Annotated in this window: 25 protein-coding genes and 1 tRNA gene; 9 read left to right on the top strand and 17 right to left on the bottom strand. The window is 66.8% G+C overall.

Translation table 11 applies throughout. The features are described 5' to 3' along the window. Positions 1-111: 111 nt before the first annotated feature. Positions 112-567 (bottom strand): GatB/YqeY domain-containing protein, encoded by a 456-nt coding sequence (locus ABTW72_RS10530; RefSeq protein ID WP_350856971.1) that lies wholly within the window; start codon positions 565-567, stop codon positions 112-114. Between the two features lie 25 nt (positions 568-592). Between ABTW72_RS10530 and ABTW72_RS10525 the strand changes: the two genes are divergently transcribed. Both ABTW72_RS10525 and ABTW72_RS10520 read left to right on the top strand, forming a co-directional pair. Continuing rightward, entirely contained in the window at positions 593-1,486 is an 894-nt protein-coding gene (locus tag ABTW72_RS10525) for a metallophosphoesterase (protein WP_350856968.1), read from the top strand. 206 nt (positions 1,487-1,692) lie between these two features. Then, positions 1,693-1,769, top strand: a tRNA-Pro gene (locus tag ABTW72_RS10520). Positions 1,770-1,825: 56 nt separating this feature from the next. Here ABTW72_RS10520 and ABTW72_RS10515 read toward each other — a convergent pair. From ABTW72_RS10515 to ABTW72_RS10465, 11 genes are all read right to left on the bottom strand, one after another. Beyond that, positions 1,826-2,917, bottom strand: coding sequence for a tyrosine-type recombinase/integrase (locus ABTW72_RS10515; RefSeq protein ID WP_350857861.1), 1,092 nt, complete (start codon positions 2,915-2,917; stop codon positions 1,826-1,828). Then, a complete protein-coding gene (locus ABTW72_RS10510) occupies positions 2,917-3,183 on the bottom strand; it encodes a helix-turn-helix domain-containing protein (RefSeq protein ID WP_350856965.1) in 267 nt (88 codons plus the stop codon). The genes ABTW72_RS10515 and ABTW72_RS10510 overlap by 1 nt, the downstream gene beginning before the upstream one ends. 11 nt (positions 3,184-3,194) lie before the next feature. After that, positions 3,195-4,940, bottom strand: a complete 1,746-nt coding sequence (locus tag ABTW72_RS10505) for a replication initiator (protein ID WP_350856962.1) — start codon at positions 4,938-4,940, stop codon at positions 3,195-3,197. After that, positions 4,937-5,176 carry a hypothetical protein gene (locus ABTW72_RS10500; RefSeq protein ID WP_350856959.1) on the bottom strand — a complete coding sequence of 80 codons (240 nt, stop codon included), beginning with the start codon at positions 5,174-5,176 and terminating at the stop codon, positions 4,937-4,939. Before ABTW72_RS10500 ends, ABTW72_RS10505 begins: the two co-directional genes overlap by 4 nt. Next, positions 5,164-5,601, bottom strand: a complete 438-nt coding sequence (locus ABTW72_RS10495) for a hypothetical protein (RefSeq protein ID WP_350856957.1) — start codon at positions 5,599-5,601, stop codon at positions 5,164-5,166. The genes ABTW72_RS10500 and ABTW72_RS10495 overlap by 13 nt, the downstream gene beginning before the upstream one ends. Continuing rightward, positions 5,598-6,227 carry a hypothetical protein gene (locus tag ABTW72_RS10490; RefSeq protein WP_350856954.1) on the bottom strand — a complete coding sequence of 210 codons (630 nt, stop codon included), beginning with the start codon at positions 6,225-6,227 and terminating at the stop codon, positions 5,598-5,600. Before ABTW72_RS10490 ends, ABTW72_RS10495 begins: the two co-directional genes overlap by 4 nt. Beyond that, on the bottom strand, positions 6,212-6,478 hold the full coding sequence (locus ABTW72_RS10485) for a hypothetical protein (protein ID WP_350856951.1): 267 nt from the start codon (positions 6,476-6,478) through the stop codon (positions 6,212-6,214). Before ABTW72_RS10485 ends, ABTW72_RS10490 begins: the two co-directional genes overlap by 16 nt. Next, positions 6,475-6,663 carry a hypothetical protein gene (locus tag ABTW72_RS10480; protein ID WP_350856948.1) on the bottom strand — a complete coding sequence of 63 codons (189 nt, stop codon included), beginning with the start codon at positions 6,661-6,663 and terminating at the stop codon, positions 6,475-6,477. The genes ABTW72_RS10485 and ABTW72_RS10480 overlap by 4 nt, the downstream gene beginning before the upstream one ends. Before the next feature lie 25 nt (positions 6,664-6,688). Further along, positions 6,689-6,997 carry a spread protein gene (locus tag ABTW72_RS10475; RefSeq protein WP_350856945.1) on the bottom strand — a complete coding sequence of 103 codons (309 nt, stop codon included), beginning with the start codon at positions 6,995-6,997 and terminating at the stop codon, positions 6,689-6,691. Further along, entirely contained in the window at positions 6,994-8,640 is a 1,647-nt protein-coding gene (locus ABTW72_RS10470) for an FtsK/SpoIIIE domain-containing protein (protein ID WP_350856942.1), read from the bottom strand. The genes ABTW72_RS10475 and ABTW72_RS10470 overlap by 4 nt, the downstream gene beginning before the upstream one ends. Before the next feature lie 257 nt (positions 8,641-8,897). Next, positions 8,898-9,296, bottom strand: coding sequence for a transcriptional regulator (locus tag ABTW72_RS10465; RefSeq protein ID WP_350856940.1), 399 nt, complete (start codon positions 9,294-9,296; stop codon positions 8,898-8,900). A gap of 200 nt (positions 9,297-9,496) precedes the next feature. On the opposite strand from ABTW72_RS10465, the gene ABTW72_RS10460 reads away from it, so the two are divergent. Together ABTW72_RS10460 and ABTW72_RS10455 are read left to right on the top strand one after the other, a co-directional pair. Continuing rightward, entirely contained in the window at positions 9,497-10,351 is an 855-nt protein-coding gene (locus ABTW72_RS10460) for an AAA family ATPase (protein WP_350856937.1), read from the top strand. 47 nt (positions 10,352-10,398) lie between these two features. Then, a complete protein-coding gene (locus tag ABTW72_RS10455) occupies positions 10,399-10,902 on the top strand; it encodes a kinase (protein ID WP_350856934.1) in 504 nt (167 codons plus the stop codon). Here the strand turns inward: ABTW72_RS10455 and ABTW72_RS10450 are convergent. Then, positions 10,860-11,639, bottom strand: a complete 780-nt coding sequence (locus ABTW72_RS10450) for an HAD family hydrolase (protein WP_350857859.1) — start codon at positions 11,637-11,639, stop codon at positions 10,860-10,862. The genes ABTW72_RS10455 and ABTW72_RS10450 overlap by 43 nt on opposite strands. Before the next feature lie 847 nt (positions 11,640-12,486). On the opposite strand from ABTW72_RS10450, the gene ABTW72_RS10445 reads away from it, so the two are divergent. Then, the gene (locus tag ABTW72_RS10445) at positions 12,487-14,016 is read left to right on the top strand and encodes a hypothetical protein (protein WP_350856931.1); all 1,530 of its coding nucleotides are present in this window, start codon (positions 12,487-12,489) and stop codon (positions 14,014-14,016) included. Positions 14,017-15,209: 1,193 nt separating this feature from the next. On the opposite strand, the gene ABTW72_RS10440 is transcribed toward ABTW72_RS10445, so the two are convergent. From ABTW72_RS10440 to ABTW72_RS10430, 3 genes are all read right to left on the bottom strand, one after another. Then, entirely contained in the window at positions 15,210-15,818 is a 609-nt protein-coding gene (locus ABTW72_RS10440; RefSeq protein WP_350856928.1) for a helix-turn-helix domain-containing protein, read from the bottom strand. After that, positions 15,815-16,645, bottom strand: coding sequence for a TIGR04255 family protein (locus ABTW72_RS10435; protein WP_350856925.1), 831 nt, complete (start codon positions 16,643-16,645; stop codon positions 15,815-15,817). The genes ABTW72_RS10440 and ABTW72_RS10435 overlap by 4 nt, the downstream gene beginning before the upstream one ends. Positions 16,646-17,667: 1,022 nt before the next feature. Continuing rightward, positions 17,668-18,537, bottom strand: coding sequence for an ETEC_3214 domain-containing protein (locus tag ABTW72_RS10430; RefSeq protein WP_350856922.1), 870 nt, complete (start codon positions 18,535-18,537; stop codon positions 17,668-17,670). 33 nt (positions 18,538-18,570) lie between these two features. Between ABTW72_RS10430 and ABTW72_RS10425 the strand changes: the two genes are divergently transcribed. The 4 genes from ABTW72_RS10425 (at position 18,571) to ABTW72_RS10410 (ending at position 22,951) form a co-directional block, all read left to right on the top strand. Beyond that, complete coding sequence (locus ABTW72_RS10425) at positions 18,571-19,563, top strand: HNH endonuclease (protein ID WP_350856919.1); 993 nt, start codon at positions 18,571-18,573, stop codon at positions 19,561-19,563. Positions 19,564-19,974: 411 nt separating this feature from the next. Continuing rightward, on the top strand, positions 19,975-20,541 hold the full coding sequence (locus ABTW72_RS10420; RefSeq protein ID WP_350856917.1) for a SigE family RNA polymerase sigma factor: 567 nt from the start codon (positions 19,975-19,977) through the stop codon (positions 20,539-20,541). After that, positions 20,538-21,986: a hypothetical protein gene (locus ABTW72_RS10415; RefSeq protein ID WP_350856914.1), complete on the top strand. Its 1,449-nt coding sequence runs from the start codon at positions 20,538-20,540 to the stop codon at positions 21,984-21,986. Before ABTW72_RS10420 ends, ABTW72_RS10415 begins: the two co-directional genes overlap by 4 nt. A gap of 140 nt (positions 21,987-22,126) precedes the next feature. Next, positions 22,127-22,951 (top strand): class I SAM-dependent methyltransferase, encoded by an 825-nt coding sequence (locus ABTW72_RS10410; protein WP_350856911.1) that lies wholly within the window; start codon positions 22,127-22,129, stop codon positions 22,949-22,951. A gap of 184 nt (positions 22,952-23,135) precedes the next feature. Here the strand turns inward: ABTW72_RS10410 and ABTW72_RS10405 are convergent, their stop codons facing one another. Further along, on the bottom strand, positions 23,136-23,684 hold the full coding sequence (locus ABTW72_RS10405) for a hypothetical protein (protein ID WP_350856908.1): 549 nt from the start codon (positions 23,682-23,684) through the stop codon (positions 23,136-23,138). Positions 23,685-23,689 lie beyond the last annotated feature (5 nt).

Below are 23,689 nucleotides of genomic sequence, written 5' to 3'. Positions count from 1 at the left end.
CCAGTAGGACACAACGGGCGGCCACCCTCCTCGGGTGCCCGCCCGTTTCGTCTGTCCGGACCCGCGATCGGCTACGACAACCCGTCGCGCCGCGCCGCTGACCCTGCCGGGTCAGAGACCGAGCTGTCGGCGTACCTCGGCGGCCACCCGGCCACCCTCGGCCTGGCCCGCCACCGCGGCCTGGGCCGCCTTCATCGCCGGGCCCATCTGGGCCTTGCCGGTGAAGCCGCCCGCGGCGAGCGCCCCCGACACCAGCTCGGTCAGCTCGGCGTCCAAGAGCTGCTTGGGCAGGTAGCGGTCCAACACCTCACCCTCGGCGCTCTCCTTCGCGGCCTGCTCGGCGCGCCCGGCGTCGGCGAAGGCGGTGGCCGCCTCCCGACGCTTCTTGGCTTCCTTGGTCAGCACCGCGAGCACCTCGTCATCGGTGAGCTCGCGCTTGGCCTTGCCGGCGACCTCGGCGGTGCCGACGGCGGCCAGGGCCATCCGCAGCGTGGAGGTGGTCAGCTCGTCGCGCGCCTTGAGCGCGGAACGCATGTCGGCAGTGAGGCGGTCCTTCAGCGTGCTCATGGACGGTCAAACTACCCTGAACGCCATGCGAAAGCGCACACTATTCCGGCTCGCCGCCGGAACCGCCACGATCGGCGCGGCCACCCTCGCGTACGCGTCGCTCGTCGAGCGCAACATGTTCACCCTGCGGCGGTACGACGTGCCGGTGCTCCCGGCCGACGCGGAGCCGCTGCGCGTGCTGCACCTGTCGGACCTGCACATGATGCCCGACCAGGCGCGCAAGCAGCGCTGGGTGGCATCGCTGGCCGCCCTCGACCCCGACCTGGTGGTGGTGACCGGTGACAACATGGCACACCCTGGCGCGGTGCCCGGGGTGCTGCGGGCCCTGCAACCACTGCTGGACTACCCGGGCGCATTCGTGTTCGGCTCCAACGACTACACCGGGCCGGTGTTGAAGAACCCGTTCACCTACTTCCTGCCCGACCGGGAGTACACCGAGGGCGTCGAGCTGCCCTACGAGGAGTTGCGTCAGGTCTTCACCGGCGCCGGATGGGCGGACCTCAACAACGCCAGGACCACGCTGAAGGCCGGCGGCCGACAGCTCGACCTGGTCGGCGTCGACGACCCGCACATCGACCGGGACGACTACCCCTCCGTGGCCGGCGCGGTGTCGTCCTCGGCGGACCTCTCCATCGCGCTGACGCACTCACCCGAACCGCGGGTGCTCGACCAGATGGCGGCGGACGGCTTCGGGCTGCTGCTGGCCGGGCACACCCACGGTGGTCAGGTCTGCGTACCGGGCTTCGGGGCGCTGGTGACCAACTGCGGCCTGCCTCGCTCGATGGCGCGCGGCCTGCACCGGTGGCCGGGCTCGGACTCCTGGCTGCACGTCTCCGCCGGCCTCGGCACCCACCCGACCGCCCCGATCCGCTTCGCCTGCCCCCCGGAAGCCAGCATCCTGACCCTCATCCCCCGCTGACCGCGCTGCCCCCGCTGCGCCGCCCCCGCCTCGCCCCGCCCGCTTCAAGATTCGCGCACCATCAGGGATGTTGCTGCCTCGGCGCGTCGTGAGGCAGCAACATCCCGGAAGTAGTGCGGATCTTGACCACTCCGGGCAGGGTCGGAGCAGCAGGGGTACCGAGTTTGACCATCGGGGCGGGTGGGCTACTATTTGTCGGCACGCCTCGGGGTGTGGCGCAGCTTGGTAGCGCGCTTCGTTCGGGACGAAGAGGTCGTCGGTTCGAATCCGGCCACCCCGACCAGAGGTAACAGCAGGTCAAGGCCCCTCCACGGAGGGGTCTTGATTCGTTTTCAGGGCTTATCGCTCATCCTGAGGCAGCGAGAAGGCAGCGAATGACGCGAGCACCCTGCGATCCCGGTCGCGGGTCGAGTGTGTGTAGCGGTCCAGGGTCGTGGATGTCTGCTCGTGTCCCATCACCTTCGCAACGTCATTGATCGGCACGCCATCGGAGACGAGCCAGGTCGCATACGAGTGCCGCAGGTCGTGAAACCGGAGCGCGAGGGGCAGCCCGGCCCGTTGCAGCGAAGGCTTCCAGATCCGCGCCCGGAAGGTGCCGCGCTTGAGCGGTTCGTCGGTCCGGGCAACGAAGATCAGATCTTCGACGCCGGTCTCGAAGGACTGCCGGTGGTCGGCCAGCGCCTGGACCACGAAGGGCGGCAGCGGCACAGTCCGCCGGCCAGCTCGTGACTTCGGGTAGGGCTTAAGCGTGACGTGTCCTGACACCTCCTCCGCGACCCGCACCACCCGGAGCAAGCCCGCGGCCAGGTCCACGGCATCCCAGCGGAGTCCCGCGCACTCACCCCAGCGGAGGCCGGTGCCAGCGGCGACGGCGACCAGGGCGCGATACCGGTCCGGAACGGCGGGGAGAAGCCTGTCGAACAGATCCGCGCGGGAGATGACCAGTTCGTCGGTGTCCATGCGCCGCCGGGGCGGGAGACGGACGCCCTCGCAGGGGTTGAAGCCGATGAGCCGGTCACGAACCGCCGACCGGAGCACCCCTGACGTGAGCCGATAGCACTCGCGGACCGTAGCTGGCGACAGCCGCTCCCCCAGCTTGGTCACCCACTCCTGCACGGCCGAGTGTTCGATCTTCGCTAGCGGCACCGCACCCCAACGCGGCACGACGTGGTTTCGCATGATGGAGGCATCGCGGGCCGCGGTCGCCTTCTCGTCGTTGCGATTGCTCAGCCAGCGTTGCGCGTAATCGACGAAGCGGAGCCGGCCGGCATCGGGAGCGACGTACGTTCCGCGGTTGAGCGCCGACTCGACCTCTGCCAGGAAGGCGTTGGCCTCCTTCTTGGTGCGGAACGTCTTTGATCGCTGCTGGCCGGCCGGATCACGCCAGCACGCCCGGTGACGCCCAACGGGAGTCTTACGAACGAAGCCCATCAGGCCCACCCCTCCGATGCTCGGTTGTCCTGCTCGTTGGCCTCGTTGAGCCAGTCGTGGAATCGCTTCTTGGGGATAACCCAGCGCCCGCCGAGCTTCCGGGCGGGTATCTCTCCCTCGCGGACCAGGGCATAGGTGCTGCCCAGGGAGAGCGAGAGCAGGCGGGCAACCTCGCGGACGGAGTAGACGGCGCGGGTGTCACTAGTACGCAGGATCCGACCGGGCAGATCCGGACGGTTGGCGACGGGGATGGTGGCGCGTTCCATTACTCCTCCAGTCAAGACGTGGGGTGGTCGACGGTGGTCGGGGCGGCGGTGGCAGCGCGGTCTCGCGCGGCCAGGAGCGCGGCCTTCCATTGCGCCCGTTGCGACAGGGCACGTAGGAGCCGGTGTTGCAGGGGCGGGATGTCTGGGTCGTCGGGGCGGGCCATCTCCCAGGCGTATGCGGTGGGTTGGTCCGGGCCGGCGGGGTCGGCGTCGTCGGCGCCGGTGGTGATGCCGAGGAGGTTGCGGACCCAGGCGCGAGCGTCGGCGCGGTGGTCGGCGAGGGTTTTTCCGGACCAGTCGCGGGAAACGAGGATGCGTCGGCCGCCGATGCCGAGGGTGGCCCGTTGGTGGACCTTGCCCTTGCAGCGTCCTGCTTGCAGCCGCTCGTGTGCCTTCTTGGGTTGGATGCCGTAGAGCAGCCAGTTGGCGCACCGCTCGTTGCACGGGGTCACCCGGAGTTGGTGCCACAGCCGGTCGAGGTGGTTCCGCTGCCGGTCGGTGTCGGTCTTGTGGCAGTCGGCCGCGCTCTTGGTGATGTACTTCGTGATGTAGCCGATGGTCCGGTCGGCGTGCACGGTGCCGGGGGTGACGCCCTCAGCGTGGACTTGCTGGCCGAAGCGGACGACGTGCACCGGTTCGGCGGTGGGGTCGGAGTCGACCAGGTCCAGCGCGTCCCGCCATGAGGGCAGTGGGTCGGCGGTGTCAGGGTCGACCCACTCTCCGCGATCGTTGTTCCACACGGGGGGCCTGTCGAGGGAGTACACGAGGTCGTCAGCCGGTGGCCACCACACCTGGTGATAGGTGGCGGCGGCGACCTGCCGCAGCATCGCTCGGGGGATGGTGCCTCGGATGGCGAAGTGGCCGTGCGGCGCCAAGCGGCGTTGAGGCTCGACGCACCCGGCGTACTGGACGTTCCAGCCCACACACCGGCGCAGGTTCTGCCAGAACCGGTCGAGGAGCCGGGCGAAGTGCACCGCATCCCAGGCAGCGCGCCGGTAGTCGTAGCTGTCCGGGTCGACCGGTGTCCCATCGGGCCGAACGCGCCCGTAGCTATCGAGGGTGAGCGACAACCACATCGACGGGCGATGTTCCGTGCCATCCGGCGCGGTGTAGATCTTGCCCAGGGTGCGGCGTTCTACTTTTTTGCGGGGCAGGTCCGGGGCGTCCTGGCGGCGGCGAGTGGAGCGTTTGCGGCGCCCGCCGAGGTTGATGCCCAGACCGAAGCCGTCGGCGTCGTCGTGGGGTGGGGCGACTTGCCCGCGGAGTCCTTCAGCGGCGATGGCTTCTTCGACTTCGGTGATGGCGTGGTCGATGCCGGGTACCTGGTCGAATTGCGCGGCGCGTTGGGCCTCATCGCGGGCGAATTCCAGGTGCGCGCGCAGCAGGATCAACTCTCGCTGGGCGTCGGTGGCGGGGTTGGGTGCGGGGGCGGGTTCGTCGGTGCGGTGCCAGCCTTCCCGGATCTGGGTTTGGCGTAGCCGGCGGGCGCGTTTGGCGCACGGCTCGCATTTGTCTTCCCGGGTGGAGCCGCAGGGCAGGTCGATGACTTCGGTTTGGCCGGTGTGCAGGTCGGTGCGGCGCAGGGTGACCGGGCGCAGGCACACGCCGTACTCGGCGGCCATCTCCTTCAGCACCTGACGCGACATGGGCAGAGCAAGGCGGGCAGCACGGGACCCACTCGCCGGCGGGACAGCCAGGGCGGGGGCGGGTTCGGTGGTGGCGTCGGGGGCGAGGCCGGGCAGGGTCGGGGCGGTCAACGGGTCACCTCCGGGAGGTCGAACAGGGCGGGTTGGGTGTCACCGATTGGAGTGGTGCGGGTCGAACCGGCGGTGCCGGCCCAGCGGTGGGCGGCAGCGGTGTGCCGGGCGCAGGTGGTTTCGGCGCGGTAGCGGCCGGTGCCGGGTTGGCCGGCTTCGATCAGGGCGGTGGCTGGCCCACCGCAGCGGGCGCAGTAGGTGGGCCAGCCGGTAGCCATGGCGGTCAGTGGCCGCATCCGGAGCAGTGCAGACCCGGGCAGCAGCGACCCGAGCGCCGCAGGAGCAGGGCGATGACGATCAGGACCAGGACGACGCCCGCGATAGCGGGAAACGCGGCCCGGATCGCCTGGACGAGCTGCGCGGCGAGATAGCCGACAGCGGCGACGACGCCCACAGCCGGGACGGCGATCGCGGCGGCAATACGACCGCGGTTGACCCTGCTGGCCGGGACGAGTGTGGGTCGGGTGGTGTCGAGGAACCGCACCGTGACCGTCACCCGGGAGTCCCCGGGGATCAGTTGGGGCTCGCTCATGGAGAGCAGCCGGTTGGAGTCGCGGACGAGGGCGACGGTCGCGGCGACTTCGGCGGGGGTGCCGACGATCCGGCGAGCGACAACGGCGGGACGGCGGGTCTGGACGCGGGCGAGCTGGGTGCGGGTCATCGGGTCACCTCCGAGGTGAAGACGTGGCCGTTGCGAGGCGACTGGACGACGGACGACACCAGCGCGGCGCGCATCACCGATGCCGGGGCGGACATCGGCGCGGTCGGCACCACGGCGGCCGGAGCCGGATCGGCGGGCACGTTGACCGGAGCGAGGTCGGTGGGCTGGTGCGCCGGGACCGTGGCAGGCTGGGCCGGAGCCGGGGCGGTCGGAGTCGGCGCGGACTGAGCGGACTTGCCGTTCAGGACGAGTTTGGACAGGGCGAGGAACGCCAGCGCCGGGACCGAGGACAGCAGCCGAGACGAGAAACTGTCGTTGGCGACGGCGATCTGCGCGGCCAGGGACAGCGCCACGGCAGCGATCAGGATCGCCAACGGGTAGAGCACGGAGGCTTCCGGGTCGTGGCGGCGGCGTCGGCGAATGACCAACAGCGCGGCGGCCGGGGTCAGCTCGGAGATGACGGCGTTGGACCAGCCGAACCAGTCCCCCGTGCCGGCGGGAGCGTGGAGCATGGTCCAGTCCTTGACGTGGGTGAACGACGCGGCGCCGGCCATCCCGCCCACGGCCAGGAGGATGAGGACCAGGGCGATGGCTTCCAGCCGATCGGCGTTCAGGACGCGGCGCATTCGGTCACCTCCGCCTCGGGCGCGGCCGGCGGGGTGGGACGGAGCCAGGCGAGCAGGTTGCGGATGTAGATGGCGCCGTAGGCGAAGCAGGAGACGAGGAAGCCCCACTGCTCGGTCGTGATGGAGTAGGCCAGCCACAGGAGTTGAGCGGCGAGACCGACGGCCCAGCCGGTCCAGGAGCGCTTACCGGCGAGGTAAAGGCCGGTGACGCCGACGGCCATCAGGAGCCAGGACCACAGCTGCGGGTTCATGCGGCCCACCCCCACGCTTCGACGTCGTCGGCGGCGATTTCGGCGTGCCGGGCGAGCGCGGCGGCGAGGATCGCGTCGGCAGCGGTGTCGGGGGCGCAGTAGGGGCACTGCTGGTCGGGGTCGGTGTGGGCGAGATCGAGGCAGGTCCGGCGGATGGGCCGGCGAGTGAGTCGACGGGTACGCATCACGTGCTCCAAGGAGGGCAGAGGGTCAGCGGTGGGTGGGGGTGATGTGCACGCGGATCCACTCCGGCGGCTCACCGGTTGAGGCCACGGCTTCTGAGAGGCAGCGCCACAGCGCCCACGCCTCAGCCGGGGTGAGGTACATGCGGCGCCGGCCGGAGCCAACCGCGACGTACAGGTCGGCGTCGGGGGTGACGCGGACCGTGACCGGCACCGTGGCCTTGTCGACGTGCGGGGCGCGCAGCCGGTAGAAGCGACGCTGCTCCGGGGTCTGCTCGTCGGGTTCGTCGGCGTAGGGCATCCGAGCGGCCGTGCCCTCGGGCAGCTCGATGGTCATCGGGGGTCACCGCCGTTCGGGGTGGTGTTGAGGTCCAATGCGTTGAGCAGCGACGGCGGCAGCAGCGGAGCGGCCTGCCGAGGCGGGGTCGGCCGGTAGGTATGCCGCCCGTTGCCGTTGGAGGGGGCCGGCTTCACCGGGGCCGGGGACTCGACCGGTTCCGGCGCCATCTCAGGTGACGCGGGGAACGTCGCGGCCATGTCCCGGATCACGTCATCAGCGATGTAGGAGAACCGGACGCGGGCGGGTTCCGGCTGGCCGTCAAGCAGGACGTAGGCCACGCCCTTGGCCGACAGCGGGATCTGATCCGCAAGCGCTCCCCGGTCACGGGCGCCGTCACCAAGCAGGAGATCAACGTGGCCGCGTTCTGTGAGGCCGAGCGCGATGCGGGTCGGGAAAAGGTCCCGGACCGAGACGACTTCCTTGCGGGGGTCCTGGGTAGCGGCGATGACCAGGACGCCGAGCCCGGCACCCTGCGACAGCAGCAACCCCAACGACTGAGCGATCCGATTGCGGATGTCGCTGTCGGGCAGGTACGCCAGCAAGGCGGCGATCTCGTCAATGACGATGACGATCAGCGGCTCATCCACCGTCGGCGTGTGCACCCGAACCTTGCCCCGGAGTAGCCGTTGCCGGGCGCGCATCCGGGTCACGGCGTCATCGAGCATGTCCGCCATACGGGTCCAGTCGTCATCGACGTAGCGGGAAAACAACGGCCGACCGATGGACAGCTCCATGCCGCCCTTCGGGTCGATCGCCCACACCCTCACCAGACCCGACCGGATGCCCGCGGCCAGAGCGCGAAGCAGGGACCAGATGACCGAGCCCTTGCCCATCCGCGTCGCCCCGCCGATCAGGACGTGGGTGGCGAGCAGCCGCAGGCAGTAGACGGCCAGGTCTTCGCGCAGCCCGAGCGGTAGGGCGGTGAAGTCGGGGCGGGCCGGCACAGGCAGCGGCGCCACGATGCGGGTCAGCGGGTCGCGGCGGATGAACACCAACCACACATGCCGAGGTCGGTCCCGGAACCGGATTGCGTCGAGGCGGCGCAGCAGCCACGCCAGCCGACCCGAGCGCACGGGTGGTGCCTGCCGGCGGCCGGAGAAGACACGGCAATGCCGGGTGCCGAACGAGTACGCCAGATCCCGGGCAGCCTTGTGGTACGCCTCCGGGTTCTGCCCCCGAGGCATCCGCAGCACCACTTCATCGGTGGCGTAGGAGCAGCGCACCGAGAGCAGGTCGGGGACTTTCTCGCCACCGTCGTACTTCTTCACCAGCCCGCACAGCGTCATCGCCTCGTGCCACTGACGCCGGTAGACCCACAGCCGCCGCCACACCGTGACGGCACGCAGAACGACGAGGCGGTGGAAGGAGTCCCGACCGCGCCAGAACCACAGGCCAGCGCCAGCGGCGAGGACGAGCACGACCAGGAGGTGCGGCCACCAGCCGCGCGACTGGTGAACGTCGACGGCGACCAAGACCAGGACGACGCCCGGCCAGGCCCGCCAGTTACGCAACGCCCACACCACGAGGCGCACCACCGCTATGGCGAGGCGGACCAGAACGAAGGCGATCGTGACCGTCCAGACCAGGGGCCACGGAGTAGCCACCTGGAGGCGGCGGAAGTTGACCAGCGGAGCGCGCATCACGCCACCGCCTTACGGGTGCTGTGCTGCTCGGTCCACGCCTCTGCGCAGGTCTTGTGTACCGGCTTGCCCGCGGGGCTGCGGCAGATCGCCGGTTTCCCGCAGATCACACACGGGACCGGCGCGCCGGCACTACCGCCGCGAGTCCAGTCCAAGGAAATTGGCATGATGAACCTGCCCTTCCAGGCCGAGAGGGTTGAGAGGGCAGCGGGGCGGTCAGGCCGTAGGAAGCGGACCGCCCCGCGCCAGAGAAGGGATCAAGCAGCCTTGCCGCGCGACTCGGCCAGGGTCTTCGGAGCCGTCAGCGCCGTGGCCCGGTAGGAGTAGGCCAGCCTGCCGTTGCTGCCGACGTACGGCGTCACCATCAGGTTCTCGAACTCCACCGGCTGAAACGGCCCCACCGGCGGTACCGGCTGCACATCCGCCAAAACCTTGATCGACACCTCACGCGAGCGGGAACCCAGTTCCGGGTCCATGTCCATCACCCGGCACTGCCACACCCGCTGCCCCGTCAGCTTGTCCTTGCTCGGCGTTCGCGCCCGGGTCTTCTCGTCGAAGTCCTGCGCCTCCGCGATCGAGTCCGGCACCAACACACACCCGTGCGGAAAGACCGCCTCGAACGGAACCGAGAACCGAGTACCACCCCTGAGGGCCATGTCGATCTCCTTCGCTGCTGCGACTTGACCGGCGCTCCGGTCTCTGTGATGCACCTAACCTAACAACTGATATGGAAGCCAGTCAACTGTTAGATGCAACGTTCTCGCGGAGCGCAAGCGAGCGGTCAGAGCACCTGTCATCTGTTAGGCCGCTGGTAGCCTGCAAGCGATACGCGACACCAACCAGAGGGAGCGCCGCGATGACCTCTCCGCAGGGCCGCACCGAGCGGCCGGAGGCTCGGCATCAGCAGGTGGCTCGGAACATCCGCAACGAGATTGAGGCGGGTCGGCTGGTCCACGGCACTCCGCTGCCGTCGACCAGGAAGCTCGCGGAGGAGTGGGGCGTCAGCGTCTTCACGATCACCGAAGCCATGAAGGTGCTGGCTGAGGAAGGTCTCGTCATCAACGAGTCCCGCTCGAAGCGGGTGGTACACGCGCCAGACCAGCTGCGCCGCAGCGAGGTACGCCCGGAGCGTCCGCGAGTTTTGTTGATCGGTGGTTACGCAGGTAGCGGCAAGACCGAGTTGGGCCGCATCTTGGCGCGCGAAACGGGGTGGCCGATGCTCGACAAGGACACTCTGACTCGGCCAGTAGTTGAGGCGGCGCTGGCTACGCTTGGACTATCGCCGAACGATCGCGAGTCGCAGACATACTTGAGCACTATCCGCCCGCGCGAGTACGAAGCCCTGCAAGACGCGGCTAGTGAGAATGTGCAGTGCGGCAACAGCGTCGTTGTGACAGCGCCCTTCATCCGAGAGTTCGGCGATCCTGCATGGATGGCTCGCACACGTGCGTTCTATGAGGCGGCGAACGCCGCTGTCACGGTGGTGTGGGTGTACTGCGATGCCGACACGATGCTGACTTACGTACGTCGGCGCGGCGCTGCCCGCGATGGGTTCAAACTTGCCGACTGGCCGGCGTACGTGGGCTCCATCAACCTTGGCTTCCGTCCGGTGGACGCTCACGTGGTGGTAGACAACTGCGCTTCGAGCCGTCCCTTGCAGGAGCAGGCCAAGGAATTGGTAAAAGGGATCCTCGCGGGCGAGGGCTTGTGACGCGGGGTGTGGTCCTCTACGGACCACCGGCGGCCGGCAAGGACACCGTGACCGCTGCGTTGCGCGACCTCGACCCCCGGTACGTCCTGTTCGAGCGGCTGAAGGTGGGACCGGGCCGCACGAGGGGTTATCGCATGGCCGATGCGACGACGCTCGACCAGTTGCGCCGTGCCGGCGATGTCGTTTGGGAGAACCATCGATACGGCGCGCGGTACGTGGTTGACCGTCCGTTCCTGACGCAGCGGCTGTCGGCCGCGGTGCCTGTCGTGCACCTTGGGCAACGTGAAGCTGTCGCGGCTGTTACGAGGGCTGTCCCCGATGCCAGCTGGTGGGTGGTCTACCTCTGGTGTCCCCGTGACGTGGCTGAGCGGAGGATCCTGGCGCGGCAGACCGGCGACGCGGACGCGCGTCTGCGGGCATGGGATGACACCGAACCTCTACCCGATGCGGATCTCACCATCGACACCGCAGAGGTGTCGCCGCATGCCGCAGCCGAGCGAATCCACCGTCACGTCCTGGCCGATGGTCGATGGACCGTGCCGCACGCCTGACGGAGCAGTTCGAGTAGACCGTGACCGTCCTGGATGGTCGCGTCGGGAGTCAGGCCGGGGTCGGGTGGTTCACGGTCTGTGCGGGGTGAACGCATCAGAATGGCGGCTTGAGCAGCAGCGCGGCGGGCGCAGGCGATGTCCCGGTGCAGGCTGTCACCGATGAACCAGCAGTCTCCGATGGGTACGCCAACAGCGTCAGCTGCCAGAAGGGCCAGCTGGGGGTTGGGTTTGCGGGGGCCGGCTTCGTCGCTGTAGAACTCGGCGGTGAACAGGTCGGACAGGCCGGTGGTGGCGAGGTAGTCGCGATGGGCGGCGCCGCACAGGGTGTTGCTGACTACGGCCAAGGGAAGCCCGGCATCGGCAGCGGCGCGCAGTGCCTCCGGGACGCCGGGACGTACCTCCCATTCGGCCCGCCAGGTCCAGGCGTATGCCAGCGCGGTGGCTTCCCGCTCGACCGCGTCTCGGGCTGACTGAGGCCAGGTGGGGGAGACGAAGTTCGCCCACACCTGCGCGTGCGGAAGCTCGATCGGGTCGCCGGTCTTGCCCACCTCATCGCGCCACAGCGCGTATGCCCGTACGCCCTGGCTCAGATCAGCGGCGATCTGCTCATCGGATACCGCGCCTTCCACGATCCGGGCGAACTGGCGAACCAGCTCGGGCGGGGCCGAAGGCTGCGGAGGGGCGTCAACCAGGACGCCGCCGAAGTCCAGCAGGAGTGCGCGAGGCGTATGAAGCATGCGGCCATCCTTCACCAGCGAAGAGAAGGGGTGAAGGAGCAGTGATTTAGGGCGTGGTGAGCCGGCAGGATCTCGATGTGAGCGGGTCGGGGCGCCGGAGCGTTGAGTGCCCTTTCGCGGCTGCTTCGGTTGACTGCGCCGGAGCGTGACCTGAGTGGCATGTCGCGGCCGGTGGAGAGCTCGATTGGGTGAGTTGCGTCGCGCTGGCCTTGGTCGCTCGGAGCTGCCTGTGATCTGTTGCCGAATTGGCCTGTACTAGATCAAGGCGCTCCGCGCGGCGCGGGCCGGGGCGCGGTAATCGGCTCCTACGGAGCCGCCGCCCCGGCCGCCTTCGGCGCCGGGGCGGAAAGTCAGCCGGCCCGAACCCCACACCCCGCCCCGCGCGTCACCCCTGGGTCAGTGAGGTGACCGGGTGACGAGTCCGGAAGACCGTGGCCGGGCAGACATGCCTCTACCCGTTCTCAGCGATCCGAAGACGCGAAGACTAGCTAGGCACAAACCGGAGTTGCCGAACGGCCGTCACGGGGCCACTGAGGCCCATGAGAGAGGAAGGAGGTGGAGTGGGTAGGTGAGAGAGGGGGCGGGGTTAGGGCTGCCTCCGGCGGGGGCAGACGACTCCAGGATGGAGTTGCCGAACGGTTTCGGTGGGTGGGTGGTTGGGGAGCTGCCATCCCGTCTACCACCGACCCAGGCAAGCCGAGCAGACCAGGGCCAGGGCGCCAAGGTCGTTCGTCCAGTAGGGCGCTCCACCTTGTCACCCTGGCCCTGGCCCGCTCCACGGTGTGTGGGTCGGCGGCAGACGGGATGACAGTCGGAGGCTTGCGGGAGGTTGACACGATTCGGCGTGGTGTCTGAACCACAAGGCGTGGCCGCATCAACCCAGCCCGTTCCCGCCATGGAGGGTGCTTTGGCCGATCCACGTGACATCCCGACACTCTCACCTCTGAGAGAGCGGTCAGGTCAAGTAAAACTCATACTCCTAAAGAGGATCGCCGAGTTAGGCGAACCGCGGTTAGGGAGTGGGTTTTACGCGCTCCTCCCCGTCGCGGCCGCGACCGCCATCATATTGTTTCTTGTCCTCTTTATATTCCTATGGATCCTGATTGCGATTCTATCGGGGTTCAACGCACCGAACGACAGAACCCTGCCGGCCGTTCTTACAGCATCAATAAGTATGACCGCGCTAATTGGAGCATCTTTAGGCGCGATATACGCGTTTCGGAAGCAGGTGTTGGCGGAGCGCGACGGGCTTAGGGCCGATCAGCAAGTGTATTCGGACAGGTACGTCAAGGCCGCGGAGCTGCTGGCTCACGAAAGGCCGTCGGCCCGTCTTGCTGGACTTCACTCCCTGGCCATCCTCGCCGACGATTGGAAAGAAGGGCGGGTTCCATGCGTCATGGCCATCTGCTCCTACCTGAGACTGCCAACTCTCGATCTTCAAGCCGAAAACCCGGATGCGGGAGAACGAGAAGTGCGGCGGACAGCATGGAAGTCGATTCGAACTCGACTGCTAGACCCGACGGACGGCATCTCGTGGCATCAGCAGGAGTTTGACTTCTCGGGTGGGCATTTCGACAATGTAGACCTAGACCTGACAAGGCTCAACGATGCGAGGATCCAGTTTCGCAACTGTGTTTTCCGGGACGGAGAATTGCGGCTGCGGGCGACGAAACTCACGGACGTTGTGCTGGACTTCACCGGGTCGAGCTTCCACAACATGAAGGTCATGCTACAAGGTGCGGAGTTGAATGATGGAGCGGTCGTATGTTTCGACGAGACATCGGTGACCAATTCTTCATTCGAGCTTCATCAGATGTCGATGAAAGCGGAAAGCCACCTTTTGGTTCGTCGCGCTCAAATCTCGGACTCAGCCTTCAAGTTCGACGCGGACGACGAAGGGTTCTTCTTCCAGCGACCCGCATCGAAAGTCGATGGAGAAGTCGATTTCTCCGAGTCAACGCTCGATCGGACGCGGTTCTCAATGCATGCGTACGCCCTTACTGGAAGGCTCGTACTGCACGAAGTCCGGACCAATGATGTTCGCATCTCGGTCCCGTCGCGGATCTCTGGAGACGCATACGTCAACTTGGATGTTGTGTCCAATGGGCCGACAGAGATCAGCATCGGACCGGGAAAGCTGGAGGGCGGCGATCTTAGAATCAGGCCACGCGGAGGGGAGCCCAAAACCCTTGAAGTTCAGTTCAATACCTTCGAGCTGGCTGGAGGTGAGGTATTAATCTACCCGTCCGTACCTTATTGGAAGCGCTTTCGCTTCGATTTAATCCACGAACAGCGCGGCCGACTGGTTATCAGCGGCGATTTCGACGAGGACGTTGATCTCGACATAGACCGAGCCGCCGACATCAGGGAGCACTGATGGCGTCCAACCTCTCCCATCTGCCAAGGCGGCGCGGCCGCGGCAGACTTGATGATTAGTCCCGAGCGCCAGGCTGTCCAAACAGCCGCTGCGACAGCCGTCGGAGGAGGCCTTCCCGGTCTCGGCTGCTCACGCTGGGAAGAGTGCCATCAGGCGACGATGTGGCAACCTCCCTGACCCCAGGCCCATCAGCCCCTTCGGCTGTTGGCATCCACGGCGGGAGCGACAAGTGTTCGAGGTCTAGCGCTTCGCTGTGTAGGTACTGATGCATCGAGAAGTCGTCCTCTGTCGTTACGTCAGAGCCGACTTCCCCGTCGACAATAGCTGAAATGGCTAGCTCCCGGTTAGCCGGGCTAAGACTCCGAAGGTCCTTTTCCCGAGGCTTGCACCTTGCCGCCCAAGCTTCGCCAAGCGCTTGCCATAGCCAGTAGCGTTCAACTGGGTCGTCTGTAGCATCGAGACGCTCAGCCAGCTTATCTGAGGAGCGCAGCTTCCCGTTAGGTCGAAGCCAATTCGCCAGTTGCGGGGGAAGTTCTGGAAAGTTTTCTCCCGTGAACGGGTCCAAAGTCCCCGAATACAGAACTGTCGTGAGAGTAAGGCTGCAGGGGCGCTCACTCCAGGGGGTCGCCTCTACGCGGAATTCGGACACCCTCTCGAATACTCGCCCCTCCGCACTGCTCTGCTTCGAATATTTGGACCTCGCCACATCCTCAAGGGGTTTTAGCCAGGGAACCAGGTCGTTGGGGAACGCGAACCGCGAGAACTTCCGCCCAACCAACTTTCCGAACTTGCTCTGGTCGCGTTCGTCAAATACGCCTTGTTGGCGGTGGCGGCGCGCTATGAACTCCTTGTCAACAGTGGCGATGTGTTGCAAGTCAGCAAACCAAAGTGCGCCACGAGCTGGCACATGTACCAGGCTCGGTTGCCTGCCATCCCGTGCCGTTCCCGCCCTTTCCTCAGTCAGTTCAACTAGTGGAGCAACAGCGATGGCCGGTGGGTGTGCCCGAACCAGATCACAGGTTTGCGACACGATGACCACGCCGTCGGGTGTCGGGACCCACTCGCAGCCATCCGGGCTGCGTTGAATTGGGATCGCCGTTACATCAACGATGTCACCCTGCCTAAGGGCTTCCAATTCGATTGACTGCGGCTCAGGGTATGTCTGGGATGTCAACGGTTTCTACCCTGCTACGTCAATCATCATCGTGGGTAGCGCCGAGGAGCTGCGCAGGGGTCAGTGGTGCTCGGTTTATCGCAGACCGACTGCTGTTGACCGCAGATCGGAAGTGATCGTAGGGGCTCATACCATCCCTTGCTGGCGCCAGGAACAGCTCTCTTCGTTCCGAAGGCGTGTTCGTCGGAAGAGCCGATATCGCGCGGGTCAGTTCGGCGAGGATCTCAACGTGCCGTGCAGTCATCTTGCCGCCATTCGCCCAGTTATGGACAGCCCTCCTGCTGACTCCGAACAGCCTTGCCAACTGCTCCCAAGTGAGTCCGGCTTCATCGTAGAGCTTTCGAACGGTCTGAGCGACAGGTGGCCGCTCCGGCGTTTCTACACAAGCAGGAAATTTCGACGCAAGAAAGACGGCGCTGCTACTGGAAGAGTCAGCGTACTGCCGCAAGTCGGCGGCAACGCGCCGACCCGTATTGGCTGTGGCCCCAGCGGACGCGGCAAGAGCAAACACAACAGCGATATTGGTCCACTTACCAAGTGAGACCGAGCTTGTTCCCGACGTAGTGGCTTGCGGCGGCTCGATGCCCACCGGAGCATTGGTGTGTGAAGGGATAGTCGACGTGCTCATTCCGCCTCCCCAAAGACCTCCAGGAACTTGCTAGTAACTGCCCATCGAAAATGCGTATATGCCCGCCCGGCTAGGTTGTTCGCCGTCAAAACCAATGATGAGGCGTCGAATGGGCGGCGTTGGCTGTTGAACAGATCAAGATCCAAGATCCAAGACTTATTAGCTGTAGGGGTGATGGTGGGGTCAAACACTCCATTGGGAGGGAGGAGTCCCCAATTCAGTAGGGAGCCGCCCCAGTCGGTGACGAACTGTGACTGACCGAAGGCGTGAGTTAGTGTTGCATTTTCAGGAAGTGGTGCTCCGGCCGGTCCAAGAAGTTCGGGACGAACTAGCTCGGGGAGCATGTCAATATGGGACGTGTCGCTGATCCTATTGGTGTACCGGAAGCCAACGCGGGAAACTGATGGAGGGTCAATCTCCTTTCCGTAGGCGGTCAGGACCTGAGACAATCGCTCCAAGAAGTCGGTTCGACCTCGATATCTGCTTGTTTCCAGCGCCACAAAGTTGCGAGTGAAGGTGACCTGCCAAGCGTCATCCCCACTTCGCAGGCGCCAGATCCAAGAGGAATCAGCCTTCTTCTCCTTGATGCCCTCCTGGGTAATCAAGACAGACGACTCGTGGCCGCTTTCAAAGATGGGAAATTGCTTTGCGATTCGCGATCCCACTCGCATCGCAGCTTCCGTCCCTTCCTCCTCGTTGGAGAGGACAAGGAGAGCGGGATGTCGAACCTGGGCCAGGACACGGACTAGCGGTGCGGACGCGAGTGGAACCTCTTCGATGGCTTCGTCGTCGTACGGGCTCGCTGGCTGGGGGGTCTGGGCGGGCATGCTTCACAGCGTACTTCACAGCAGCGCTGCCCGATAGCACCTTTCATTACGAAAGGCAAGACTTTTTGGACCGGACGCCGATGTCCATCTGTGCAGTCGTTCACTCCACCAGTAAAAGTGACCACTCCAACGTCCGCCATCGTGCCTGGCCACATGACGAACTAGTGCAACGCCGGTACAGAAGAGAGTCGGCGGGAACCGGTAAAGCCGAGGAGGCGACGACGAGCCGGTCGAGGTTCAGGCGTCGATCGGTCCGCTTCCGACCGAGTTGGTTCTGCCTAGGGCTCCGGGGTTCAAGCCCAACATGTACAGCAGGGAAGTACAGCAACCGACCGCCCGCAACCGGCGCCGACCGACGGCGGCAAGACGGCCGGCAGCGTGGGAAGTCGTGCAAGACCGCACTGCCCGGAGCTACGGATCGGAGGGCACCCTCGGGGCTGAGGTGCGGTGCTGCCGGCGTAGGCATGAGCCTCGTTGGTGGTGTTGATGGGCTCCGCTTGGGGCGCCCTCTGCCAACTGAGGTACGCCCGCAACTGCCGTCATGAGGTTGACGCCGACCGCACCGATCAGGGCGGCCGCGGATCCGCCGTAGTAGATCCAGCGAGGCGCTTCCGCTCCACTGGTCGCAGCCCACGCCGCGAGGAAAGCCTGCGCGACGGTGGCGAGGACAGCGATGAGCGCTGCGGCCACCGTGCGCAGACGGGGGGTGCACAGCGAGCGGCGGGGTTCGAACCCGCGACTTCGCCCCCAGCGCAACCCATCAACACCATCCGTTCAGTATGACGCGACATCGCAAGGCCACCCGTACGGCAAGCCCAGGACGGAGTGGTCCCTCGCCAACTGACGGCGACACCGCGAGCAGGTCAGCGGCAGTCGCCGACGCCGGCCGACAGGAGTCTTGATCTTTGCGAGGCAATCGGTCGCGCCGTCGGCAGTTCTCGGAGCGCCCGTTTGCTGTTTGCCGGTCCATCCCCGAGGAAAGACTTCGCTTGACGAGTGTCAGGCGGCTCGTGAACGTCTCCTCAGCGACGACCGGAGTGCCAGCGGCGTAGCCGCACGCCCGCGGTCGGCCGGGAGGCCAGCCGAACAAGGTCAAGATCCGGGCCAATATCCTTGAAGTCGATGTCTGGCGAGCCGAGCGTTACCAGGACGCTGTTGATCGATGTCGTTCGGCGGAACTCCTGGACCCTTTGCTCTGTTGCGTCAGGCTCGCTCGTATCCACCGGCACGCCAGGACGGCGCGAGTAACCGCAGTCGGTATAGCCGATGTACCACCTGAGATACAGGCCGGGGTTACCCCAGTAGTAGCGCTCCCAGTAGCTGGACCGCCTGGCCCCGAGCCATCCAAAACGGTCTTCACCCTCTGGGGCTTGATCGTCGAGGACTCCGTTGAAGACCGTTCGGCCCAGCTTCACCCACCTGTCCTGTGGGGTTGCCACGCGGATTTGAGGGGAGAACCAGCGGTTCGCGGTAGTAAGCGAATACGCCACCACTACATCTCCGACATCGCCGCAGGTAGTCCAGGTGACCAAATAGCCGTCTCGATCGAGCACCCAGGTCCGTACCGTCAGGTCTGCCTCCGCCCACGTTCCCTCGGAGGGAACCCTGCCCTTGGCTCGGCCCTCAAAGGTTGGTTGCCCAAATAGCTCCTTCACCAGGTCGGGGTGCATCCCGGGCACGAGTCGTTCATAGCTCTTTGTCCAGCCTCGGCGCCGACCAAGAGTCCTTCTCCACCAAGCGCGCAGGAGCGTGAACAACGTAATCGACGCGACAACAGGTGGCACGGTCTTCATTGCGTCTACGAGCCAGGACAGCCAGGTCACGGCAGGATCATCCGACATCCAGTCGGGCCACGCACGCCCGACCACGGAGCTACGGATCAGCAGGGCCATCGGTCGTGGTCCTTACCACCTACGATCATGGTTGTGCGCCTTGCTGATGTGACACGCTCCGATGTCCTCGCCGCCGTTCAGGAGTTCGACGAGCTTGGCCGGGAGGCGTTTCTGGACAAATACGGCTTCGGGACCGCCCGGACGTACTTTCTAGAGGTCAACGGCCGTCAGTACGATTCAAAGGCAATCATGGGCTACGCGCACGGGGTCAGCCAGGGCGAGTTCCTACGCTCCGGTGATTTCACCGGAGGAGAGGCGAGTGTCGTCCACCACCTCCGACGGCTTGGCTTCGTCACCCGGACTCACCGAAACCCGCCCTGGACATGGGACGAGGTCGTCCTGGCCTGCGCGCTAGTGCGTGACAACCGCTGGCGGTGGTTGACACCAAACGATCCGCGCGTGGTTGAGCTGTCTGAGCTGCTCCAGCTCTACACCGCGCATCCGATGGAGGAGCGCGGCCCGGACTTCCGCAACCCCAACGGTGTGGCCCGCAAGACTGCCGACATTGCCACCCAGCATCCGAACTACACAGGCAAGCCGACCAACGGCGGGCGGTACGACCCGGAAGTGCTCATGGCCTTCCTGGACCGACCAGCCGAGATGGAGCAACAGGCCATCGCCATCCGGCAAGCCATCCTGAACGAGTCAGCTGGCCCTGTCGAGGTGGCAGACGTGGACCTCGACGGGCTGAGCGCCGACGAGGGGCGGGTGTTGCAGCGACTGCACCTCCGCCGCGAGCGAGACCCGAAGCTACGGCGAAAGGTGATCGAGGCGTATAAGCGCCGGCACGAGGTGGTCGCCTGCGAAGCATGCGGATTCGACTTCCGGAAAACGTATGGCGACCGCGGCACTGACTACATCGAGTGCCATCACCGCACGCCTCTCCACGTCAGTGGACCTACACGCACACGCCCCGAAGACCTCATGCTGTTGTGCTCCAACTGCCACCGAATGATCCATCGATCGTCGCCCTGGCTGACCCCGGAGGAACTCATCTCGCTCGTTGAGCGCCACCGGCCGCATTAGTCGGCCCAACGCGGCCGCACCGCTGGTAGGCGGGGCAGCCAGGAAGCAGCCAAAACAGCAACAAGGAACGATAAGGGGCGACACGAGACCGTAAAGGGGCGCTGCCCAGCAGCGTGAGGCGGCATCCGACGACATCTGACGATGCACCACAGCGGCGTTCGGGACGAAGAGGTCGTCGGTTCGAATCCGGCCACCCCGACCAGAGGCAAGAGGGCACATCCGATTCATGGATGTGCCCTCCGGCATATCTACGGTCCGCAGCGGCTCCAGGTCCCCAACGGCGACCGCATCCCGACCTGGCGACCTGGCAGAGCCTCGATGCCCCTCGGCGGGTTTCACCGTCTGCTGCCGGCCTTCAACCTTCTGGCCCTCGACGGAGTCGTGAGAGGTAACCAATCAAGGCGGGGGCTCATGGCAGTTGACGACGAGCGTTTTCGAGAGTTCGTCGAGACGCGCTACGTAGATCTCTTGCGCGTGGCGTACCACCTCACCGGCTCGACCCAGGACGCCGAGGATCTGGTGCAGGCCGCGCTGGTGAAGGTGATGCGTCGGTGGCGGCGAGTCGACGATCCGATGGCCTATCTGCGGCGAGTCATGATCAACCAGCACATCAGCGTCTGGCGTCGCCACCGGATGCACGAGGTGGTGACGGCGTTCTTCCCCGAGCGGCCCACCCCGGACATGACCGAGACGGTTACCGAACGGAGCGCCCTCTACGAGGCGATGCGGGCGCTGGCACCTCGTACCCGTGCCGTCATCGTGCTTCGGTACGTCGTCGATCTGCCCGAGGCGGAGGTCGCAGCCGCTCTCGGCTGCTCCGTCGGGTCGGTCAAGAGTCGCGCATCACGAGGATTGGCTCGCCTGCGCTTGGCGCTGGCACCGGACGCACCCCCGTCGGCACAGTCCGCGACTCCGACACCAGCGTCAGCCGATCCAGCACCGACCGGGACGACGAGAATGACGGGGGTAACACCATGACGGTCGACGATGAGCTGAGCCAGGCCCTGGCCGAGCTGAGCAGGACACTGACCCCGCAGCCAGACCCGTACGGCCGAGCGAGGGCGCGATACCGACGGAGCCGGCAGCGACGCCTCGGCGCGCTGGTTCTGGCCCTCGTGGTCTCCGTGGGAAGCACCGCCTTCGCCATCGCCAGCCCGGGCCGGACCACGCAGCCCCTACCCGCGGACCCGACCGAGTCCCTCGCACCCGTGCTGGCGTGGTCGGACCGACTCCTCCAGTCGCCGCCGCGCGGTGCCGTCGCCGGGGACAGCAGTTACGTGCGTCAGCTCTCTGAGCAGTTGTTGGCTGCCCAACGCCGGGGAGAATTCTCCCGCCTGACGGCGCCGGTGAGCGGGGTGAAGGTCCTCTTCGCCGACGACGTGGACGGCCACCGGGTCGCGCTCGCCGCCTTCGTCCGTAACCAGCCCGATCCGGCCACCGGCTGGCCGAGCGCCGCAGTATGGCTGGTCGCCGACGAAGGTGCCGGCGCCGAGGAACTGGCCAGCACCGCCGCCATCCGGTCGGTCAGCGACGCTCTGGAACCCTACGAGAGCCTGGCCGTGGACGGTCCGGAGGCGGCACACGTCGCGATCGTCCCGGCCGGATGTGTCTTCCTCAGCTCAGCGTTGCCGGACGGCAACACCTTCCGGTGGGCCCCTGAGCCGACCGGGTCCTACCTGGTCCGTACGGCGGAGACCCAGCGGCCCGAGTGGTGGCGGGTCGACTGCGGCGGGGTAACTCGCAAGATAACGCCCGGGCCAGGTTCGCTGGCCTCCACGCCGGTCACCGACGCTCAACTCGCGACGGCGATGTCCCGCGTACGCGGCAGTGTCGAGCAGCAACGTGCCCGGGAGTTGGTGTACCAGTGGGCCCAGTCAGAGGGTTACCGCGTGACCGCCCTTCCGAGCGTGGTGTGGGGCGGACACGTTGCTGGCCTCCCAATCAGCCCGGCCGACGGGTCGCCCGACGCGACAGAGCCGTCGGTGGAGGACGCCCAGGTGACGGTCCTGGCTGCTCCCGGTGTGGGCGGCGGCTGGATCGGCGAGGTGTCGATCGCCCCCGATCAGCCACGGTCCGACGGCGTGCTCAGCACCGGCACCTCCTTCACCGCGACGACCGACCCGACCGATCCGGCCGGCGTGCTGGCCGTGTCCATCGACGATGACGCCGCCGGCGGCGAGGGCCAGTGTTTCCTGCTCGTGGTGACGCCGGCAGCCGCCACCACGGTGCGCATCCTGCGCGATGGGCAGGAGGTGGCGAGGAGCGCCGTCACCGGCTCCGGGACGGCCATGCAGGTGCCCCGCCCCACCGCGGGCCTCGTCGTGGAGGCGCTCGACGCGGCCGGCGGGACAATCGCCAACGGTCGGGTGGCCCAGCAGGGTGCACAGCGGGCAACCGAGACCGACACCTGGAACCAGGAGTGACCGCTGCGCGACGACCCCCGGCACGGCGACGCCCGTCGGACCGGTCGTTGAGCTGCCGATATAGGTGTTTCTACCGATCCCCTCGAATGCTGCCAGCTCTAGCGTCAGTGGCACACCACGCTGTCCGAGGGGGACCACCGATGACCATCGCACCGGATCTCATCGCCGTGAAGGCACGCCAGCAGGTGACGTGGGCCAGCGGTGACTACGGCGCGGTCGCCGCGCTCATCCATCCGATCTCCGAGCTTCTGGTGACCGCCGCCGACCTTTCCGCCGGCGCCCGCGTACTCGACGTGGCGACCGGGTCCGGCAACGCCGCCATCGCCGCCGCCCGCTGCGGCTGCGTCGTGACCGGCGTCGACTACGTACCCGAACTGTTGGAACGCGGCCAGGCCCGCGCCGCCGCGGAACGACTTCCGGTCACGTTCGTGACCGGCGACGCGGAGCGCCTGGCGTACGCCGATGGGTCCTTCGACGCCGTGCTCTCCGTCGTCGGGGTGATGTTCGCGCCGGACCAGGAGCGGGCGGCGGCCGAGCTGGTCCGGGTCTGCCGACCCGGCGGCACGGTGGCGTTGACGTCGTGGACGCCGCAGGGCTTCATCGGCGACCTGTTCCGCACGGTCGGGCGGCATGTGCCGCCGCCGGCGGGGCTGCGCCCGCCGGTCGAGTGGGGCGACGAGGGCCGGGTGCGCGAGCTGCTCGGCGCGGCCGTGGGTGAACTGCGGGCGGTACGCCGGGAGTTCGTCTTCCGCTTCGGCACACCGGAGGAGTTCGCCGACTTCTTCCGGGTCAACTACGGGCCGACGTTGAAGGCGTTCGAGGCACTGCCCGAGGAGCGACGCCCGGACCTGCACGCCGATCTGGTGGAGTTGGCTCGCACCCACAACCGCGCCACCGACGCCACGGTCCGCATCCCGGCGGAGTACCTGGAGGTCGTCGCACAGCGGACCACCGACCCGGCCTGACACCCGCCCGCGCCACCCCGCTCGAGGTGACGCGGGCCGGCCGGTCCTGCCATTCGGTGCGCTCGATCCCCATCCTGCCGCTCGGTGCGCTCGATCTCAGTCCTGCCGCTCGGTGCACTCGATCTCAGTCCTGCCGCTCGGCGCGCTCGATCCCAGTCCTGCCGCTCGATCGGTGCGCTCGACCTCAGTCCTGCCGCTCGGTGCGCTCGATCTCCGCGAACGCGGCGGCCAGGTAGTCGTCCAACGGCACGCTGGTCGCCGCCAACAGGTCGGCCACCAGAAGCGGAGCGTGTCGGGCCAGCGCCGCCGCGTCCGGCGGTGACTCGTCGCTCTCGGGGTCGTACACGCCCAACGCGCCGGCCAGCAGGACGAGCACCACGTGCGGGTCGACATCCGTTCGCCACCGCGTCGACTCCTGCACGCAGCGGGTCAGCACCTGGCGGATGTCGTCGCCGGTCAACCCGTCCGGGTGGCTCTCCTCCAGCAGCAACCGAACCACCGCGCCAAGCACCAGGCCGGAACGCTCGTCCGCGGCGAGACCGCCGACCGCCTCGTCGTACGCCTGACCGTCGCGTGCCTGGGCGGCGGCGACGGCCGTCGTTGCGGTCAACGCGATGGCGCGGGCGGTAGCGGGCAGATGTCGCCAGGTGCCGGTCATCGCGCCAGCATCGCAGACCCGGCGGACACCAACCGGCCGGGACCACGGCGAGTGGATCAACGTGGGATTGGTCACCAGCC

Source organism: Micromonospora sp. NPDC127501 (genome assembly GCF_040302185.1).
Lineage (GTDB): Bacteria > Actinomycetota > Actinomycetes > Mycobacteriales > Micromonosporaceae > Micromonospora.
Note: the sequence above shows the minus strand (reverse complement) of the source record. Positions and strands in the feature narration are given on the sequence as shown.

Excerpts from the sequence above, each read along its gene's own strand:
- ABTW72_RS10480 (WP_350856948.1), bottom strand. The coding sequence starts at position 6,663 with ATGCGTACCCGTCGACTCACTCGCCGGCCCATCCGCCGGACCTGCCTC.
- ABTW72_RS10490 (WP_350856954.1), bottom strand. The coding sequence starts at position 6,227 with ATGCGCCGCGTCCTGAACGCCGATCGGCTGGAAGCCATCGCCCTGGTC.
- ABTW72_RS10465 (WP_350856940.1), bottom strand. The coding sequence starts at position 9,296 with ATGGCCCTCAGGGGTGGTACTCGGTTCTCGGTTCCGTTCGAGGCGGTC.
- ABTW72_RS10410 (WP_350856911.1), top strand. The coding sequence starts at position 22,127 with ATGACCATCGCACCGGATCTCATCGCCGTGAAGGCACGCCAGCAGGTG.
- ABTW72_RS10485 (WP_350856951.1), bottom strand. The coding sequence starts at position 6,478 with ATGAACCCGCAGCTGTGGTCCTGGCTCCTGATGGCCGTCGGCGTCACC.
- ABTW72_RS10530 (WP_350856971.1), bottom strand. The coding sequence starts at position 567 with ATGAGCACGCTGAAGGACCGCCTCACTGCCGACATGCGTTCCGCGCTC.
- ABTW72_RS10460 (WP_350856937.1), top strand. The coding sequence starts at position 9,497 with ATGACCTCTCCGCAGGGCCGCACCGAGCGGCCGGAGGCTCGGCATCAG.
- ABTW72_RS10450 (WP_350857859.1), bottom strand. The coding sequence starts at position 11,639 with ATGCTTCATACGCCTCGCGCACTCCTGCTGGACTTCGGCGGCGTCCTG.
- ABTW72_RS10435 (WP_350856925.1), bottom strand. The coding sequence starts at position 16,645 with ATGCCCGCCCAGACCCCCCAGCCAGCGAGCCCGTACGACGACGAAGCC.
- ABTW72_RS10500 (WP_350856959.1), bottom strand. The coding sequence starts at position 5,176 with ATGCGGCCACTGACCGCCATGGCTACCGGCTGGCCCACCTACTGCGCC.
- ABTW72_RS10415 (WP_350856914.1), top strand. The coding sequence starts at position 20,538 with ATGACGGTCGACGATGAGCTGAGCCAGGCCCTGGCCGAGCTGAGCAGG.
- ABTW72_RS10470 (WP_350856942.1), bottom strand. The coding sequence starts at position 8,640 with ATGCGCGCTCCGCTGGTCAACTTCCGCCGCCTCCAGGTGGCTACTCCG.
- ABTW72_RS10475 (WP_350856945.1), bottom strand. The coding sequence starts at position 6,997 with ATGACCATCGAGCTGCCCGAGGGCACGGCCGCTCGGATGCCCTACGCC.
- ABTW72_RS10495 (WP_350856957.1), bottom strand. The coding sequence starts at position 5,601 with ATGACCCGCACCCAGCTCGCCCGCGTCCAGACCCGCCGTCCCGCCGTT.
- ABTW72_RS10510 (WP_350856965.1), bottom strand. The coding sequence starts at position 3,183 with ATGGAACGCGCCACCATCCCCGTCGCCAACCGTCCGGATCTGCCCGGT.
- ABTW72_RS10430 (WP_350856922.1), bottom strand. The coding sequence starts at position 18,537 with ATGGCCCTGCTGATCCGTAGCTCCGTGGTCGGGCGTGCGTGGCCCGAC.
- ABTW72_RS10420 (WP_350856917.1), top strand. The coding sequence starts at position 19,975 with ATGGCAGTTGACGACGAGCGTTTTCGAGAGTTCGTCGAGACGCGCTAC.
- ABTW72_RS10515 (WP_350857861.1), bottom strand. The coding sequence starts at position 2,917 with ATGGGCTTCGTTCGTAAGACTCCCGTTGGGCGTCACCGGGCGTGCTGG.
- ABTW72_RS10525 (WP_350856968.1), top strand. The coding sequence starts at position 593 with ATGCGAAAGCGCACACTATTCCGGCTCGCCGCCGGAACCGCCACGATC.
- ABTW72_RS10440 (WP_350856928.1), bottom strand. The coding sequence starts at position 15,818 with ATGAGCACGTCGACTATCCCTTCACACACCAATGCTCCGGTGGGCATC.